Below are 15728 nucleotides of genomic sequence, written 5' to 3'. Positions count from 1 at the left end.
CCTCCTCACGCTGCCTGGGCGGCGCGACGCAGCCGCGCCGTCATCAGCAGCACGAGCAGGCCCGTCAAAAGGTTGACCAGGGAGCGCGGCACATCTGTGGAAATCTGCATGTAGGCGGCGCCATTCAGCATCGCGGCGTAGAAGAGCGCGGTCGCCAGCGAACCGATCGGATGGACGCGGGCAAGCAGGGCGCAGGTCAGGCCGACCAGTCCGTAGCTCGGCGAGAAATTCTGCTCGAAGCGGTGTCCGACGCCGAGCACATAAAGCGCTCCGGCCAGCCCGGCCAATCCACCGGCAATGACCATCGCCGAGATCACCCGCCGCGCCGCCGGCACGCCCGTGGCCTCGGCAAAGCGCAGATTGGTGCCGGCCGCGCGAACCTCGGCGCCCCATTGGGTGCGGAACAGCACGACCCATGAGACGACGGCAAGCACGGCAGCGACAAGGAAGCCGCTGGTGGCGCGCGGAACGAAAGGCAAGGGCGGCAGCCAGATTGAGCTCGGCACCATCCAGCTCACTGCGCCATAGGCGGTGGTGTCGCGGATCACCTGGTTGGCCAGCCAGGAGGTGATCAGGAGAATGATGATGTTGAGCATCAATGTCGTCACCACCTCGTCGACGGCGAGACGCACCTTGAGCACGCCCGGAATCCAGCCGACCACCGCACCGGCAAGAAAACCGGCGACGATAGCGAGCGGCATCAACATAAAGGCCGGCAGCGAAGCGCCGGCGATGGCCACGACGGTGGTGGTGACCGCGCCTGCGTAAAGCTGGCCCTCCCCGCCGACATTGAAGATGCCGGCGCGAAAAGAGAAGACGACGCCGAGCGCGATCAGGGTGAGCGGCGTGGCGCGGTTCAGGAACAGGGCGAAGTTGCCGAGCGAATCGAAATTGGCGAGCAGCAGGTCGCGATAGGCGCGGACCGGCTCATCCGTGATCGACGCGACCAGCATGAAGCCGAGCGCCAGCGTGAGCAGGATCGCGGCGAGCGGCGCGCGGATGACGCGCAGGAAATTGGACAGCGCCGGCGCCATTACGCAGCCTCCTTCGATCCGCCGTTCATCAGATATCCGACGGTCTCCTCGTCGGCCTCGGCGCGGTCGAGGACGCGCATCATGCGCCCCGAATACATGACGCCGATCCTGTCGGAGAGCGCGAAGATTTCCGAGAGCTCGGACGAGATCAGGAGCACGGCGCGGCCTCGGTCGGCGGCTTGCAGGATGCGCGCGTGAACGAATTCGGACGCGCCGATGTCCAGTCCGCGCGTCGGCTGGCAGATCAGGAGCAGCGATGGGTCGCGCTCCAGCTCGCGGGCAATCACCAGTTTCTGCATGTTGCCGCCGGAGAGCCAGCCGGCCTGCGTGGCAGGTTGCGCGCCGCGCACGTCGAACTCCTTGATCTTGTCGCCCGCGAAGCTGTCCAGCTTCTGCCGGCTGATCAGGCCGCCGGACAGCAATCCGGCGCGGCTGTAGTTCGTCGCCGCGACGTTCTCGGCGACGCTCATCGTGACGCTCAGGCCACGGTCGAGGCGGTCTTCCGGCACGAAGCCGAGGCCGGCCTGCTGGCGCTCCCATAGGTCAGCGTCCGTCAAATCCCGGTCGCCGAAGCGGATCCTGCCCGCCTGCACCGGCATCAACCCGGCGATCGCCTCGGCGAGTTCGGTCTGGCCGTTGCCGTCGACGCCGGCGATGCCCAGGACCTCGCCGGCGCGTACCTGGAGAGAAATACGGTCGAGCAGGCGCCGGCCTGAATGATTGGTCATGCTGACACTGTCGAGCGCCAGGACCGGGGCGCCGAAGCTGCGCTGCCCACTGCCCTTGCGGCCGACCAGGAACACGTCGCGGCCGACCATGTCGCGGGCGATGTCGGCTTCGGTGACGTCGGCGGTATTGCGCGTCGAAATGCTGCGGCCGTGGCGAATGACGGTCACGCGGTCGGAGACGGCTTTCACCTCGCGCAGCTTGTGGGTGATGAAAAGGATGGTGCGGCCCCTGGCGCGCAAGCCGTCGACCACACCGATCAGCTCATCGACTTCCGGTGGAGTCAGCACGGCGGTCGGCTCGTCGAGGATCAAGAGATCCGCGTCGAACGCCAGCGCCTTCAGAATCTCGACGCGCTGGCGCTGGCCAACCGAAAGCGTGCGCACCGGCGCTTCCGGATCGAGGCGGAAATTGTAGCGCGCGATCAGTTCGCGGGCGCGCTCGACCATCTGCCGGCGGTCGGAGAAGATACCCAGCCTGCGTGGCTGGCGGCCGAGAAACAGGTTCTCAGCCACGCTCATGGACGGCACCAGCGTGAAGTGCTGGTGCACCATGCCGATGCCGAGGCGGCTCGCGGCAATCGGGTCGGCGATCGTCACGGTCTTGCCGTTCAGCACGATGGAGCCGGCGTTCGGCTGGTGGATGCCGGCAAGGATGTTCATCAGCGTCGATTTGCCGGCGCCGTTCTCGCCGCAGATGACATGCACCTCGCCGAGCCGGACATCGAGGTCGACATGGCTGAGCGCGGCCTTGTCGCCAAACGACTTGGCGATGCCTGCAAGGCTCAAAATGATATCTGGGTCACTCATCGGCGCGCTTCCTGGTCGGGATGCGGGACGCTGCCGGAGCAGCGTCCCGTTTCAAGGTCCTGGGAGGCTTACTTGAAAGCAGTGTCGACCTTGATCTCGCCGCTGACCACCTTGGCCTTGGCGGCGTCGACCTTGGCCTTGATGTCGGCGGGCACCAGCTTGTCGTTGTAGATCAGGCCGACGCCCTCATTGGCGAGGCCGTAGACCTTGAGCTTGCCGAACTCGGCCTTGCCGTCCTGGATCTGCTTGATGGAGTCGTAGATCGAGTTGCCGATCTGCTTGATCATCGAGGCGATCACATAATCGGGGTGCAGGCCGCTCTGGTCGGAATCGACGCCGATGGCGTATTTCTTGGAATCCGCCGCGCCTTTGAGGATACCGAGACCGGCTGGGCCGGCGACGTTGAAGACGACGTTGGCGCCGTTCTGGATCGCGGTCTTGGTCAGGTCGTAAGCCTTCTGCGCGTCGTTGAAGTTGCCGATGAAGATCACCTGCACGTCGATGTCCGGCACGACGGTCTTGGCGCCCTGCTTGAATCCGAGGATGAAGTCCTGGATGACCGGCAGGTCCATGCCGGCGACCACCGCGATCTTCGGATCGCCGGACGTGAGCGGAAAATCCTTCTTGTCGGTCGCCGCGATCGCGGCCAGCGCGCCGGCGAGATAGGAGCCTTCGTTCTGCGCGTATTTCACCGAAAGAACGTTCGGCTGCTTCAACTCGTCGTCGAAGAAGACATATTTCTGGTCGGGGTGCTGCGGCGCGACGTCGGCCAGATTGTCGTGCATGTTCGGCCCGGTGAAGACGACGCTCCATTCGCCCGAATTCGATACTGCCTCGAGATTCTGGCGCCAGAGCTGCGGGTCGGTCGGCGATGCCTGCAGCAGGCGCGACTTGACGCCTTCCTTCTCGGCGCGGGCGAAGCCGGTTGCGGCGTTGTCGTTGAAGCCCATGTCGCCGAGATTGTCCGACATCACATAGACAGCGCTGAAGTCGGCGGCGAGTGTCGGTCCGGCCACCAGGCCAAGCCCGAGAGCAGCGGCGTATGCTATTGATTTCATGATCGATCTTGTCATTTGTTTCATTCCCCTTTCTTGGTTGCGAACTGTCTGTCTCAGGAGCGTGGCGGCGCTACCGAGTTGCGCTTGACCAGCGCGACCGGGAGCCGTGTGAGTTCAGGCGGCGACGCCTTGTCGATCAGCGCCTTGAGCGTGCTGAACCCGATGCGGCCGAGTTCGGCGGTCGGCTGACGGATTGTGGTGAGGCCTGGCGCGAGGAGGTCGGCAAACGGCATGTCGTCGAAGCCTACCAGCGAAATATCCTGCGGCACGTTGAGGCCTTTGGAACGCACCGCTTCCATGATCCCGATGGCAATGAAATCGCTGCCGGCGAAAACGGCCGTCGGCCGCTGGCCGCCGGCCAGGATGTCCAGCATGGCGGCGCGGCCGAACGCGCGCGAATATTCGCCCTGGCGGATATCGCCGTCGTCGACTTCTATCCCCGCCTCGGCCATGGCGTCGCGGTACCCGGCCAGTCGTTCGATGGCGCTGAACAGCTTCGCCGGGCCGCCGATATGGGCGATGCGCCGGTGCCCGGCCTCGATGAGGTGGCGCGTCGCGGCGCGAGCGCCTTCGCGGTTCTCGACGAAGATTTTCGGAACGTTGACGCCCGGGATGTCCTCGTCGATCAGAACGATGTGGCCGTAATGGTGAAGCGTGGCGGCGAGCGAGCCGTCGTCCGGCCGATTGGTCATCATGATCAGCCCGTCGACATGGCCGTCCTTCAGCCGCCTGAGACTGGCGAGCTCGCGCTCCCGGTTGCCGCCGGTGCTGCTCATCAGGACGGAATAGCCGTGCTTTTCCGCCTCGTCCTCGACGGCGGCGGCCAGTTCGGCAAAGAACGGGTTGGCGATTTCAGGCGTCATCATGCCGATCGCCTCGGAGCGGCCGAGACTCAGGCGCTTGGCGAGAATGTTCGGGCGATAGTCGAGCGCCACGATGGCCGCGTCGATGCGGGCCGCCGTCTCCGCCGGAAGCTCGATGCGATTGTTGAGATAGCGCGACACGGTGGTGGTCGACACCCTCGCCATTATCGCGACTTCATTGATGGTGCTCATGTCCGCCCCAGCCAGCAACGAACCAAACGCTATCCCATAAAATTTGGCTAGTAAAGCGGTTGCGTAAAGTGGTTTACTGACTTTTGTGAGCTGCGCTTACATTCGACCGCGGCGACGAACTTATCATTCTTGCAAGGGGTCATCGGCAGGACGAGTTCCAGCAACCCACCGGATATCCGCGGGGCCCACATGGCCCGGGCACCGCAAAGGCCTTGCCATGCTGACGCGATTGTCTTGCTGCAGGCGGCTCCAGGATCGCTCGGAAAGCCGAAGATGCGCCCGACCGCCCCCAACGCCCAAGCTCCGTTTCACGGAAACGGCGAACCGCTCTATCTCTCTACTTTCACGCAATTCCGGACGGAAAATCGCACCCACTTTTCCTGGAATACTGTAAGGCGCGCATTGCGTCGCCCAAACAAAAAAAGGCCGCTGAGAGCGGCCTTTTTCTTTCAAGGATCAGATACTTACTGCGCGGAGCTGATCTGAAGCTCGGCGGCGCCGTCAAGGGCGTAGATATCATCGCGGAACTGCACGACGCCCGGAGCCGTCGACCATGCCGACAGATAGAGGAAGTGGACCGGCACTGGGTTGACGACCTGGATCGGCGTGTTCTCGCCGGTCTTGATCGCCGCCTCGAAATGCTGGCGGTCCCAGCCGGGCGTGTCGCGCAGGATCCAGGTGACGAGGTCGCGCACGTTCTGGACGCGCACGCAGCCCGAGGAATCGAAGCGCATCAGCTTGCCGAACAGGCTCTGCTGCGGCGTGTCGTGCATGTAGACGCCGTCCGGGCTCGGGAAGTTGATCTTGACCGAGGCCATAGCGTTGTTGTTGCCCGGATCCTGGCGGAAGCGGTATTTCGCGGCATCGTCCGTCGACCAGTCGATGGTCATCGGATCCACCTCGCTGCCGTCTGGCGCGAACAGGCGGATGTGGCTGTCCTTGAGGTAGTTCGGGTCCTTCCGCATCAGCGGAATGATGTCCTTGCGTACGATCGAGACCGGCGCGTTCCAGTACGGATTGACGATGATCTCGTTGATCTTCGAATTGACGATCGGCGTCTGGCGGTCGATCTTGCCGACGATCGCCGTGTGGCGCAGCACAACGCGGTCGTTCTCGACCGCCTCGACCTGGGCGCCGGGAATGTCGACCAGCACGTAACGGCTGCCGAGCGTGCCGGCCTTTTCCTTCAGTCGCTGCAGATTGGTCTGCAACTGGCCGAGCCGGATCTGCGCCGAGACGTTCATCGCCGTATAGGTGTATTTGCCCATGGCGCCGTCGGCCGGCAGGCCGTGACGGAGTTGGAAGCGCTTTACCGCCGAGTCGACGTAGGAATCGAAGACCGTCGAGATGCCGGCGCTCTGCGGCAGGTCGCCCGAGACCATCAGGCGCTTGCGCAGCGGAACGACATCCGGATCGTCGACGCCGAGCTGCAATTTCTTGGTCGCCGGAACCTGTTCCCAGCCGCCCTGGGAGACGATGTTCTGATACTGCGCCACCGCCTGCTCGGTGAAGGCCACCGTCTGCTGGCTGAAGATCGGCAGCGTCGAGGCGACCTTGTTGGTGTCGGTGCCGCGGGCGTCGAACTGGTCGTCCCAATTGCCGCGGGTCGAGGATTTCAGGATGTCCCCGATCACGTCCTGGGCGCTCGCATGGCCGGCGACCACGGCGGCGGCGAGCGCGGAGGCTCCGGTAAGGAAGAAACGGCGGCTGGTTCTCATGGCAGACATTCTTGCTTTATCGCTCTCGCTCAACTCGCTTGCCGGGCGGCTTTGTCCACACTCTAGGGGCGGCAAACTTAACAATTCGCCAACCATGACCTCACGTCGCTCGGCCGCCAGAGACGCGCTGCCGCCACGCAGGTTCCAAGAAGCGCAGGGCACAGGCCCGCAGCATCACCCACCACTCGCATTGCCCGCGATTATGGCGGCAACGTGGCCTCGGCCCGCGATTTGCTTGCGGTGGCAAGGTGAAGGGAGAGGCAGCGATGCTTTTTTGCATCGCAAGATGCCAGCGCGTCGCTATGAAATCTGTGCCCTGCCCTTCAGGCGAAGGGCTTTCATGCGCGGAGCGACGGTCAAGCTCCCGCAGATGCCCGCCTTCGCAAAAAAGAAAAAGACCGGCGCGCTTCGGCGCCGACCTCCTATTCTTTTCCCCGGGCCGTGCTTCTTCGGCGCGGCTTTCCCGTCCCAATTCCGAAGCCCTTACATACGATACGCGATGGTATCGTTCCAGAAGCGGTCGAGCCGCTGCAGCGCGCGGTTCATCTGCTTGAACTCGTCGGTGTTGATGCCGCCGACCGCCTCGATCGAACCGACATGGCGCTCGTAGAGCCCGGCGACGACGTCGGCCACCTCGTTGCCCTTCGGCGTCAGCGAGACGCGGACCGAACGGCGGTCGATACGCGAGCGCTGGTGGTTGATGAAGCCGAGGTCGACCAGCTTCTTGAGATTGTAGGAGACGTTCGAGCCGAGATAGTAGCCACGCGAGCGCAGCTCGCCGGCGGTCAGCTCCGAATTGCCGATGTTGAAGAGCAGCAGCGCCTGGATGGCGTTGATGTCGGAGCGGCCGTTACGGTCGAACTCGTCCTTGATCACGTCAAGCAGGCGGCGGTGCAGACGCTCCACCAGCTGCAGCGATTCCATGTACAGCGAGCGGATAGCCTCGCGGCGATCGTCGGATACGTTTGCGGTCTTCGCCGCCGGACGCGAATTGATCATTGTCTTTGCCTCTCGTTTGTCGCCTTGGTGATTTTTTGTTTTTCACCTTGATCGCGACACTATCGAATACTCATAAAATTCGACTTAAACGCCAGGGCTAACAAGAGCTTACCGGTAAGAGGTTTCGGAAGACGCTTAACGATCGGTCACCCGAGCAAGAACAATTAACCTAAAGATTTAGCCAATGGATCTTGGGGTGAAACGGGGCTGAGAAAGCGCCCCGCAGAGGCAGGCCATCGGCCGGCTTTATGGGTGGAGCATGATGTCATCCGAAAACCGCTTCACACTTTTCGGCATCATGCTCATTGGCGAAGCTGGCGCTTCTGCAGCCATATGATGACGCGAAAGACGATGTAGAGCAAGGCCACGCAGGCATGCGAGACGACGATCAGCAGCCGATGGCCGAAGAGATCGGGGAAGCCGGCATACATCACCGTCTCGGTCGCCGCGCAGATGAACCAGATCACCGGTCCCCACGACGCCAGCATCCAGAGGCCGGCGGCGGCGAAGGGGAAGAAGACGGCGAGCATGGCCGCCGCCACCTGCCAGTGCACCGGCATCAGGTCGAAGCGCCACAGTTCGCCCGGATAGATGCCGATCAGGCGGATCCAATAGAGGATGCCGAACAAAAGGCAGTAGCCGGCGATCACGCGCTGGAACCAGGCGAAGATCACCTCGGTGGTCGAGGGCTGCAGCACCACGCGCCGGGAGGTGACTTCGCTCACAGCGCGAGTTCCTTGTCCCCAAGCGGCGCGAAATAGGCATCGATCTCAGCCGCATCGACCTCATCCAGCCCCGCCGGCCGCCACTTGGGTGTCGAGCCCTTGTCGATGATGGCGGCGCGGATGCCTTCATAGAAATCGTGGCCGGCAAGCATGCGGTTCAGGATGCGGAACTCCATCCTCATGCATTCGTCCATCGACAGCGTCGAGCCGGCGCTGATCTGGCGCCAGGCGATGTTGAGACTGGTCGGCGAGCGGGTTTTCAAGGTCGCCAGCGTCTTTGCGGCAAAAGCGTCGCCGGCGGCGGCTTGTTCGAGACTGGCGACGATATCGGCCAGCGAGCCTTTTGAGAAATGGCGCGCGATCGAATCCAGGTCCTGCCGCTCCGTCTCGCGTTTTGCCGGCACGAAGAAATCGCGCAGCTCGGCATTCGGATCGTTGCTGGTCGCCAGCTCGTCGAGCAACCCCGCCTGGTCCTCCGCCTTGATCGTGTGCGTGGCAAGCCCCGACCAAAGCGCATCGCCATAGCGGATGCGATTTCCGGTCAATCCGAGATACATGCCGAAATAGCCGCCGAGATCAGGCAGCAGGTGACTGGCGCCGACATCCGGGAAGAAGCCGATGCCGACCTCCGGCATGGCGAACTGCGCGTTCTCGGTCAGCACGCGATGCGAGCCGTGGAAGGAGATGCCGACGCCGCCGCCCATGACGATGCCGTCGATCAGCGCGAGATAGGGTTTCTTGAAGCGCGCGACGCGGGCGTTGAGCCGGTACTCGTCGGCGAAGAAGTCGACCGGCGGCTTGCCGGCGCGACCGGCCTCGTAGATGTGCAGGATATCGCCGCCGGCGGAAAATGCCCTGCCCTCGGCCTTGACGACGACGACATTGATGCCCGGGTCCTGTTCCCAAGCGTCGAGCGCCTTGCCGAGCGCCTTGACCATGTCGTGCGTGACGGCGTTGAGCGCCTTGGGCCGGGTCAAGGTGACCACACCCGCCTTGCCCGGCCGCTCGAAGCGGATCTCGTCGCCTCCGCCAAAATCCATAATGAGAGAATCCTCCCCCGCGCCTGCGGGAGGAGAAGTGCTAAGCGGCGACCGGGCCAACGTCAATTGTCGAGTGCCACGGAGAAGCCAGCGTCTTTCTCGGCAAGCAGGCTACCATACGAATGGGATAAGCGCGTTCGCGCAACGCACATAGTCGGGGAATTCATCTGGAAATTGCCGCGCCGGAAGCCAGTCCTTGCTCCTTCGTTTAGCCGGCAATCAGCCTTGGCCACCGCACGCACCCGGTGCTAGACAATGGGCATCTTGAACCGGACGGCAAGCCATGCCCGGATTTTCCCGCCTCGCGGCTGCAGCGATCGGCCTGATCGCCATCCTACGGATGTCTTGCCCTGCCGAGACCGCGACTGCGGACGAGCTTTATCAATCTCAGACCATCGTCACCGGCACTGCAGACGTAAACCGGCAGATCGGCTTCAAGGATTGCCTCGACAAGGTGCTGGTCAAGGTCTCGGGCGACCAGCGCCTGTCGCAGAAGCCGGAGATGCTGGCCCTGCGCGACAAAGCGGCCGACTTCGTGCAATCCTTCCGCTATCGCGACCGGCTCGAAGGCATCCCGATCCATGACGAGCAAGGCACGCATGACCGGCCGCATGATCTCACCTGCCTCTACAAGCCGGCCGTCGTCGACAAGCTCCTGGCGCAGCTCGGCAGCAGGCCCTGGCTCGGCGAGCGGCCGACTATCGCCGTCTTCATGACCGCTGAGCAGGGTTCGCGGCATTTCGTGCTGACGGCGGATGAGGACCACGGCAAGACGATGAGGGAATCCTTCGCCAACGCCACAAGTCCACTGCTGATGCGCATTGCCTTTCCAAATGCCAGGCAGTTCGGCGGCCTCGACGAAAAGGCGGTCGCGGCGGCCAATATGGCAAAGCTCGACAAACTCGCGAAGAAAGCGGGAGCGGCCCGGGCGCTCGCCGGCAGCATCGTGTGGAGCGACAAGGACCTCGGCTGGATCGCCGACTGGCGGCTGGCCGATCGCGGCAAGACGTATCGCTGGCAGGTCCGCGGCGTCAGCTTCGACGAGGCGTTCCGGGTTGCGATCAGAGGCACAGCGCAGATCCTGTCGGGGAACGGGCAGCCCTAGGGGGTTCCTCGCCCCACAAAGTGGGGGAGAGGAACGTGTGCCACGTCGCTGGCACAATCGTGTCGCATTGGTCAGCAGCGGAAGCGCGTGGTAAAAGCCGGCGCAAAAGAGAGTTTCGGCGATGAACAAATTCACCCCCGCAAAGCCTGCCGGCGCGCGCAGCGTCGACGAGATCACCGGCAGCCGGCGGCTGCGGCGCATGCGCAAGGCCGACTGGTCGCGCCGGCTGGTGCAGGAGAACCAGCTTTCGGTGAACGACCTGATCTGGCCGATCTTCGTCGTCGACGGCTTGAACACGCGCGAGCCGATCGCCGCGATGCCGGACGTCTATCGCCTGTCCATCGACCTCGCGGTGAAGGAAGCCGAGCGCGCCGCCAAGCTCGGCATCCCGGCCATCGCCACCTTCCCCAATGTCGAGCTTGCGCTGCGCGACCAGACGGGATCGCATATCCTCGACCCCGACAATGTCATCAATCGCGCCACGCGCGCCATCAAGGACGCGGTGCCGGAGATCGGCATCATCACCGATGCCGCGCTCGACCCGTTCACCAGCCACGGCCATGACGGCATCCTGCGCGACGGCATCATCGTCAACGACGAGACGGTCGAGCAGGTCGCCGCCGCGGCCGTCATCCAGGCGGCGGCGGGCGCCGACATCATCGCGCCGTCGGACATGATGGACGGCCGCATCGGCGCCATCCGCGACGCGCTCGACGCCAACGGTTTCCAGGACGTCGCGATCATGTCCTACGCGACGAAGTTCGCCTCGGCCTTCTACGGGCCCTATCGCGAGGCGGTCGGCACCGCTGGCCTGCTCAAGGGCGACAAGAAGACCTACTATATCGACCACGCCAATTCGGACGAGGCGGTGCGCGAGGCCGAGCAGGACCTCGCCGAAGGCGCCGACATGCTGATGGTGAAGCCCGGCCTGCCCTATCTCGACATCATCCGCCGGCTGAAGGACGAACTGCAGATGCCGACCTTCGCCTATCAGGTGTCGGGCGAATACTCGATGATCAAGGCAGCCGCCGCCAATGGCTGGATCGACGGCGAGAAGGCGATGCTGGAATCGCTGCTCTCGCTGAAGCGGGCGGGCTGCGACGGCGTGCTGACCTATTTTGCGCCTGTGGTGGCGCAGATGCTGAAGGGCTAGATATCGCAGGCCCCAACGAGAGGCCGCCAAGGCGCGGCGACGCGACGTGTCAGCGCCGCTATCTTCCGTCTTGCGAACGATCGCCATAGGGCTTGGTGTCAGTAGGCTTCCGTAGCCTGCTGCGCATCGCGGAAAACCAATTACATTTTGCAATCAGAAAAGCTATTCCCTTACTGCTTGCATTTTGCAACCGATCGGGAGAAAACCGTGTCCAAGCTCCGTGTTAATTGCTTTACGCTCTCGCTCGACGGCTACGGCGCAGGTCCCGACCAGAGCCTCGCCAGCCCGCTCGGCGTCGGCGGCGAAAATCTGCACAAATGGATGATCAAGACCCGCTCCTTCCACCAGATGATCGGCAAGGAAGGCGGGACGACGGATACCGATGACGAGTTTGCCGTGCGCGGTTTTGAGAACGTCGGCGCCTGGATCCTCGGCCGCAACATGTTCGCGCCGAGCCGCGGCGAATGGCCGGACGATAACTGGAAAGGCTGGTGGGGCGACAACCCGCCCTATCATGTTCCGACCTTTATTTTGACGCATCACAAGCGCGCGGCGATCGAGATGGAAGGCGGCACGATTTTCTATTTCATCACCGACGGCATCCACTCAGCGCTCGAACAGGCGAAGGCAACCGCCGGCGGCAAGGACGTGCGCGTCGGCGGCGGCGTCTCGACCGTTCGGCAGTATCTGCAAGAGAAGCTCATCGACGAGATGCATCTGGCGATTTCGCCTGTGCTGCTCGGCTCCGGCGAGCACCTCTTCGCCGACCTCGACATACTGAAGCTGGGATACCGCTGCACCGGCCAGGTGGCCACTGCCGATGCGACGCATGTGATGATCGGGCGGGCGTAAGTACAGCTCTTTCTCCCCTTCACCATACGGGGAGAAATGCCCGGCGGGGCAATGAGGGGCGGCGCGACCTTTGAGATTAGCGGCTAGCTCGCAACGGCAGCGAATTGGCGCTCAATCGCCGACCGGCGCTGCCGCTCATCCGCCCTTCGGGCGTTCGTCGTTCGAAAAGCCAAGCAATTGGCTTTTCGCCCGCTGCGCGGACCACTCCTCACCTCCCCGTGAAAAGGGGAGAAGGAAAAGACCTCAATACTTCTCAGGCACGTAGAGCTCGCGCGGCAGCACCTGGCGCTCGTAGGACGGGTTGAAGACGCGGTCGGGCAGCGAGATGTCCTCGTGCGGAACCTCCTCATACGGCATCTGCTGCAACAGATGGTCGATGCAGTTCAGCCGGGCGCGCTTCTTGTCGTTGCCCTCGACGATGAACCAGGGGGCTTCGGGAATGTTGGTGCGTGCGAAGGTCTCTTCCTTGGCCTTGGTATACTGCTCCCAGCGCACGCGCGACTGCAGGTCCATTGGCGACAGCTTCCACTGCTTCATCGGATCGTGGATGCGCATCAGGAAGCGCATCTGCTGTTCCTCATCGGTGATCGAGAACCAGTATTTGACGAGCGTGATGCCGGAACGGACCAGCATACGCTCGAATTCCGGCACGTCGTTGAAGAATTCCTCGACTTGGTCCCCATTGGCAAAGCCCATCACCCGCTCGACGCCGGAGCGGTTGTACCAGGAGCGGTCGAACAGCACGATCTCGCCGCCCGCGGGGAGATGCGGCACGTAGCGCTGGAAATACCATTGCGATTTCTCGCGCTCGGTCGGTGCCGGCAGCGCCACGACGCGGGCGATGCGCGGGTTGAGCCGCTGCGTGATGCGCTTGATGACGCCGCCCTTGCCGGCGGAATCGCGGCCTTCGAAGACCACCACCAGCTTCTTCTTGTGGTAGGCGACCCAGGACTGCAGCTTGATCAATTCCGACTGCAGCCTGAGCAGCTCGCGGAAATAGGTCATGCGCTCCATGGAGGGCGGATGCGACTTCTTGTAGATCTTGGCGATCTCGAGCGAGAGCGCCGGCTCGGAAAGCTCAAGCTCATAGTCCTCGTCAAGCGTGTCCTCGAGTTCGGCTTCGAGCCAGTCCTTCGCCCCGGAATTTGTTTTGAGTTCGTTCATCGCGCAGCTCCTGCCTGCCAGCCATCTTCGCCCCATATGCGTACCGGCCGTGACCGCGAACGCAACTCCATAAGCCGACTGAGATACAGAGGCGCAATGACGGTTTTATTGCAATCGACCGGAAGCAGGCATCGATATCGAAGATATGTGATCGATCCGTGTCGATAGCGGGACGACAAGCGGCGGGAATTGTCCTACAAATCCCCTCGCCTCTTCCGGCGCCCTCCACGGCGCTTCTTCAAACAAATTGCGAGGACCGACATGGAATACCGCACGCTGGGCCGATCGGGCTTGAAAATCTCGACATTGACGCTTGGCACCATGACCTTCGGCGGCGCCGGTCCGTTCGCCGCCGTGGGCAATTCGGACCTTTCGGAAGCCAAACGCATCATCGACACCTGCATCGATGCCGGCATCAACCTCATCGATACCGCCAACGTCTATTCCAACGGATTGTCGGAAGAGATCATCGGCGAGGCGCTTGGCGGCAAGCGCAAGAACGACGTGCTGATCGCCTCGAAGGCGCGCATGCGCATCGGCACCGGCCCTAATGACGAAGGCCTGTCGCGCCACCATCTGATCCGCGAATGCGAGAAGAGCCTGAAGCGGCTCAGGACCGACGTCATCGACATCTACTTCGTCCACCAGTGGGACGGGCTCACGCCGCTGGAGGAGACGATCGCGGCGCTCGACACCTTGGTCAACCAGGGCAAGATCCGCTATATCGGCTGCTCCAATTATTCGGGCTGGCAGGTGATGAAGGCTCTTGCCGTCAGCGACAGCCGCCATCAGGCCCGTTTCGTCACCCAGCAGATCCACTACACGCTGGAAGCGCGCGAGGCCGAATATGAATTGCTGCCGATCTCGGTCGACCAGGGCCTGGGCGTGCTGGTCTGGAGCCCGCTGGCGGGCGGCCTGCTCTCCGGCAAATACCATCGCGACAGCCCGACCGCGCGCCAGGTCGGCGGCTGGACGGAGCCGCCGATCCGCGACGAGGACCGCCTGTGGCGCATCGTCGACGTGCTCAACGAGATCGGCAAAGCGCGCGGCGTCTCAGGGGCGCAGGTCGCGCTTGCCTGGCTGCTTGGCCGCCCGGCCGTGAGTTCGCTGGTGATCGGCGCCCGCAACGAGGCCCAACTCAAGGACAACCTCGCCGCGGCCAGCCTTTCGCTCACCGAGGAGGAGCGGCAGCGCCTCGACGTCGTCAGCCGGCCGCCGGTGCTTTATCCTTACTGGCACCAGCAGTTCACCGCCAGGGACCGTTTCGGGCCGGCCGACCGGGTGTTCGACCGCTCCCATGCCTAACCGGCGATGAAGCGCCAGACTTCCGCGTCGGGCTTTATCTGCCCGCTCAGCACGAAATATTTGTAGAGGACGAGCAGCGAGATCGCCTGCTCGTCCTGTTCATTGCCGAATTTGCGGCAATAGGCGTTGGCGGCGGCGGTTATCCGCCCAGCCTCGGCGGGGTGTTTTTCGAAATAGGCCACCTTGTCGACCAGGTCGGAAAAATCCTGCCGCAGAGGCACGTAGTGGACATTGGGCTCGACCTGGGCTTCCGCGAACCAGGTTTCGTAGGTCGGCTCCGGCATCAGGCAGAGCGAATTGGAGCTCATGATCCATTTCAGGTTTGTCGCGACATCATTGCCTTCGAGCGAGACGATGTAGCGATACTGTCGCTGCTGCTCGATGTTCAGGAACGGCTTGCGGTATCCGTCCGGCGCGTCGGCCCTGTGGGAGCCCGCATCGCAAATCGGCAGGTTGGCGGCCATTTCGACGAAGCGGGTGCGGATAGGATTGTTGAGATGACCGCGCCAGACCACCATCGGGCGCTTGTCTGCAAAAGACAGGTTGTCGGGCGGCATGTAGAAGTGGCGGAACTTGTTCAGCTTCATCAGCACGCCGTTCGCATTGTCGTCGCCGATGGGCCGGTCCTTGACGATCCTCGGAACCTCCGGAACGCCGATGACGTCGCCGAATTCGAAATCGATCCGCAGGCCGGGATCGAAATAGCGGGCGAATTCCTTGAGGTCGTAATAATACATGCTGGAAGCGGACGGCAGCTTGCCGATGGCCACGGCGTCGAGGCTTGGCGCGAACGAGTGTTCCAGCTTGTTGTAATAGGTCAGTCGCTCGCGAACCGTCTTGCCCGAAAGCCTGGCCTGCTCAACCCGGCTGGCCAGGCGGTCGCGGAACAGGGACTGCGGTGCGCGGTCGCGCGCAAAATTGCGCGCGTAGTAGAACAGCTTTGCGGCGGTTCGAGAGAGTGAAGCCATGCGTCCGCGAGTTCAGC

The 15728-nt window shown here is 63.1% G+C and carries 14 protein-coding genes; 4 read left to right on the top strand and 10 right to left on the bottom strand.

Translation table 11 applies throughout. The features are described 5' to 3' along the window. Positions 1 to 5 precede the first annotated feature (5 nt). The 8 genes from FJ957_RS25185 to FJ957_RS25150 form a co-directional block, all read right to left on the bottom strand. Positions 6 to 1034 (bottom strand): ABC transporter permease, encoded by a 1029-nt coding sequence (locus FJ957_RS25185; protein WP_140835510.1) that lies wholly within the window; start codon positions 1032 to 1034, stop codon positions 6 to 8. Then, positions 1034 to 2569, bottom strand: coding sequence for an ABC transporter ATP-binding protein (locus FJ957_RS25180; protein ID WP_140835509.1), 1536 nt, complete (start codon positions 2567 to 2569; stop codon positions 1034 to 1036). Before FJ957_RS25180 ends, FJ957_RS25185 begins: the two co-directional genes overlap by 1 nt. Before the next feature lie 68 nt (positions 2570 to 2637). Further along, a complete protein-coding gene (locus tag FJ957_RS25175) occupies positions 2638 to 3627 on the bottom strand; it encodes a BMP family ABC transporter substrate-binding protein (RefSeq protein ID WP_181180704.1) in 990 nt (329 codons plus the stop codon). Positions 3628 to 3680: 53 nt separating this feature from the next. Next, complete coding sequence (locus FJ957_RS25170) at positions 3681 to 4682, bottom strand: LacI family DNA-binding transcriptional regulator (protein ID WP_140835507.1); 1002 nt, start codon at positions 4680 to 4682, stop codon at positions 3681 to 3683. 464 nt (positions 4683 to 5146) lie between these two features. After that, the gene (locus FJ957_RS25165) at positions 5147 to 6400 is read right to left on the bottom strand and encodes a L,D-transpeptidase family protein (protein WP_140835506.1); all 1254 of its coding nucleotides are present in this window, start codon (positions 6398 to 6400) and stop codon (positions 5147 to 5149) included. A 483-nt stretch (positions 6401 to 6883) separates the two neighbouring features. Beyond that, positions 6884 to 7399 carry a MarR family winged helix-turn-helix transcriptional regulator gene (locus FJ957_RS25160; RefSeq protein ID WP_040983294.1) on the bottom strand — a complete coding sequence of 172 codons (516 nt, stop codon included), beginning with the start codon at positions 7397 to 7399 and terminating at the stop codon, positions 6884 to 6886. A 302-nt stretch (positions 7400 to 7701) separates the two neighbouring features. Next, positions 7702 to 8124, bottom strand: a complete 423-nt coding sequence (locus FJ957_RS25155) for a DUF6163 family protein (RefSeq protein WP_140835505.1) — start codon at positions 8122 to 8124, stop codon at positions 7702 to 7704. After that, positions 8121 to 9164 (bottom strand): enoyl-CoA hydratase/isomerase family protein, encoded by a 1044-nt coding sequence (locus FJ957_RS25150; RefSeq protein ID WP_140835504.1) that lies wholly within the window; start codon positions 9162 to 9164, stop codon positions 8121 to 8123. The genes FJ957_RS25155 and FJ957_RS25150 overlap by 4 nt, the downstream gene beginning before the upstream one ends. A gap of 283 nt (positions 9165 to 9447) precedes the next feature. On the opposite strand from FJ957_RS25150, the gene FJ957_RS25145 reads away from it, so the two are divergent. The 3 genes from FJ957_RS25145 (at position 9448) to FJ957_RS25135 (ending at position 12274) form a co-directional block, all read left to right on the top strand. Further along, a complete protein-coding gene (locus FJ957_RS25145) occupies positions 9448 to 10269 on the top strand; it encodes a DUF2066 domain-containing protein (protein ID WP_140835503.1) in 822 nt (273 codons plus the stop codon). Positions 10270 to 10390: 121 nt separating this feature from the next. After that, complete coding sequence (hemB, locus tag FJ957_RS25140; protein WP_140835502.1) at positions 10391 to 11422, top strand: porphobilinogen synthase; 1032 nt, start codon at positions 10391 to 10393, stop codon at positions 11420 to 11422. Positions 11423 to 11629: 207 nt separating this feature from the next. Further along, positions 11630 to 12274 carry a dihydrofolate reductase family protein gene (locus tag FJ957_RS25135; protein ID WP_140835501.1) on the top strand — a complete coding sequence of 215 codons (645 nt, stop codon included), beginning with the start codon at positions 11630 to 11632 and terminating at the stop codon, positions 12272 to 12274. 243 nt (positions 12275 to 12517) lie between these two features. On the opposite strand, the gene ppk2 is transcribed toward FJ957_RS25135, so the two are convergent. After that, positions 12518 to 13438 carry a polyphosphate kinase 2 gene (gene ppk2, locus FJ957_RS25130; protein WP_140835500.1) on the bottom strand — a complete coding sequence of 307 codons (921 nt, stop codon included), beginning with the start codon at positions 13436 to 13438 and terminating at the stop codon, positions 12518 to 12520. A 261-nt stretch (positions 13439 to 13699) separates the two neighbouring features. On the opposite strand from ppk2, the gene FJ957_RS25125 reads away from it, so the two are divergent. After that, positions 13700 to 14743, top strand: coding sequence for an aldo/keto reductase (locus tag FJ957_RS25125; RefSeq protein WP_140835499.1), 1044 nt, complete (start codon positions 13700 to 13702; stop codon positions 14741 to 14743). Here FJ957_RS25125 and FJ957_RS25120 read toward each other — a convergent pair. Further along, entirely contained in the window at positions 14740 to 15711 is a 972-nt protein-coding gene (locus tag FJ957_RS25120; protein WP_140835498.1) for a glycosyl transferase family 90, read from the bottom strand. The two genes, FJ957_RS25125 and FJ957_RS25120, sit on opposite strands and share 4 nt — an antisense overlap. Positions 15712 to 15728 lie beyond the last annotated feature (17 nt).

This window comes from Mesorhizobium sp. B2-4-6 (assembly GCF_006442775.1).
GTDB lineage: Bacteria > Pseudomonadota > Alphaproteobacteria > Rhizobiales > Rhizobiaceae > Mesorhizobium.
The sequence above is the reverse complement of the archived record's forward strand: the minus strand, read 5'-3'. Positions and strand labels throughout refer to the sequence as shown.

What these genes read in the sequence shown, in the direction of transcription:
- FJ957_RS25185 (WP_140835510.1), bottom strand. Translation starts at nt 1,034, where the DNA reads ATGGCGCCGGCGCTGTCCAATTTCCTGCGCGTCATCCGCGCGCCGCTC.
- FJ957_RS25180 (WP_140835509.1), bottom strand. Translation starts at nt 2,569, where the DNA reads ATGAGTGACCCAGATATCATTTTGAGCCTTGCAGGCATCGCCAAGTCG.
- FJ957_RS25175 (WP_181180704.1), bottom strand. Translation starts at nt 3,627, where the DNA reads ATGAAATCAATAGCATACGCCGCTGCTCTCGGGCTTGGCCTGGTGGCC.
- FJ957_RS25170 (WP_140835507.1), bottom strand. Translation starts at nt 4,682, where the DNA reads ATGAGCACCATCAATGAAGTCGCGATAATGGCGAGGGTGTCGACCACC.
- FJ957_RS25165 (WP_140835506.1), bottom strand. Translation starts at nt 6,400, where the DNA reads ATGAGAACCAGCCGCCGTTTCTTCCTTACCGGAGCCTCCGCGCTCGCC.
- FJ957_RS25160 (WP_040983294.1), bottom strand. Translation starts at nt 7,399, where the DNA reads ATGATCAATTCGCGTCCGGCGGCGAAGACCGCAAACGTATCCGACGAT.
- FJ957_RS25150 (WP_140835504.1), bottom strand. Translation starts at nt 9,164, where the DNA reads ATGGATTTTGGCGGAGGCGACGAGATCCGCTTCGAGCGGCCGGGCAAG.
- FJ957_RS25145 (WP_140835503.1), top strand. Translation starts at nt 9,448, where the DNA reads ATGCCCGGATTTTCCCGCCTCGCGGCTGCAGCGATCGGCCTGATCGCC.
- hemB (WP_140835502.1), top strand. Translation starts at nt 10,391, where the DNA reads ATGAACAAATTCACCCCCGCAAAGCCTGCCGGCGCGCGCAGCGTCGAC.
- ppk2 (WP_140835500.1), bottom strand. Translation starts at nt 13,438, where the DNA reads ATGAACGAACTCAAAACAAATTCCGGGGCGAAGGACTGGCTCGAAGCC.
- FJ957_RS25125 (WP_140835499.1), top strand. Translation starts at nt 13,700, where the DNA reads ATGGAATACCGCACGCTGGGCCGATCGGGCTTGAAAATCTCGACATTG.
- FJ957_RS25120 (WP_140835498.1), bottom strand. Translation starts at nt 15,711, where the DNA reads ATGGCTTCACTCTCTCGAACCGCCGCAAAGCTGTTCTACTACGCGCGC.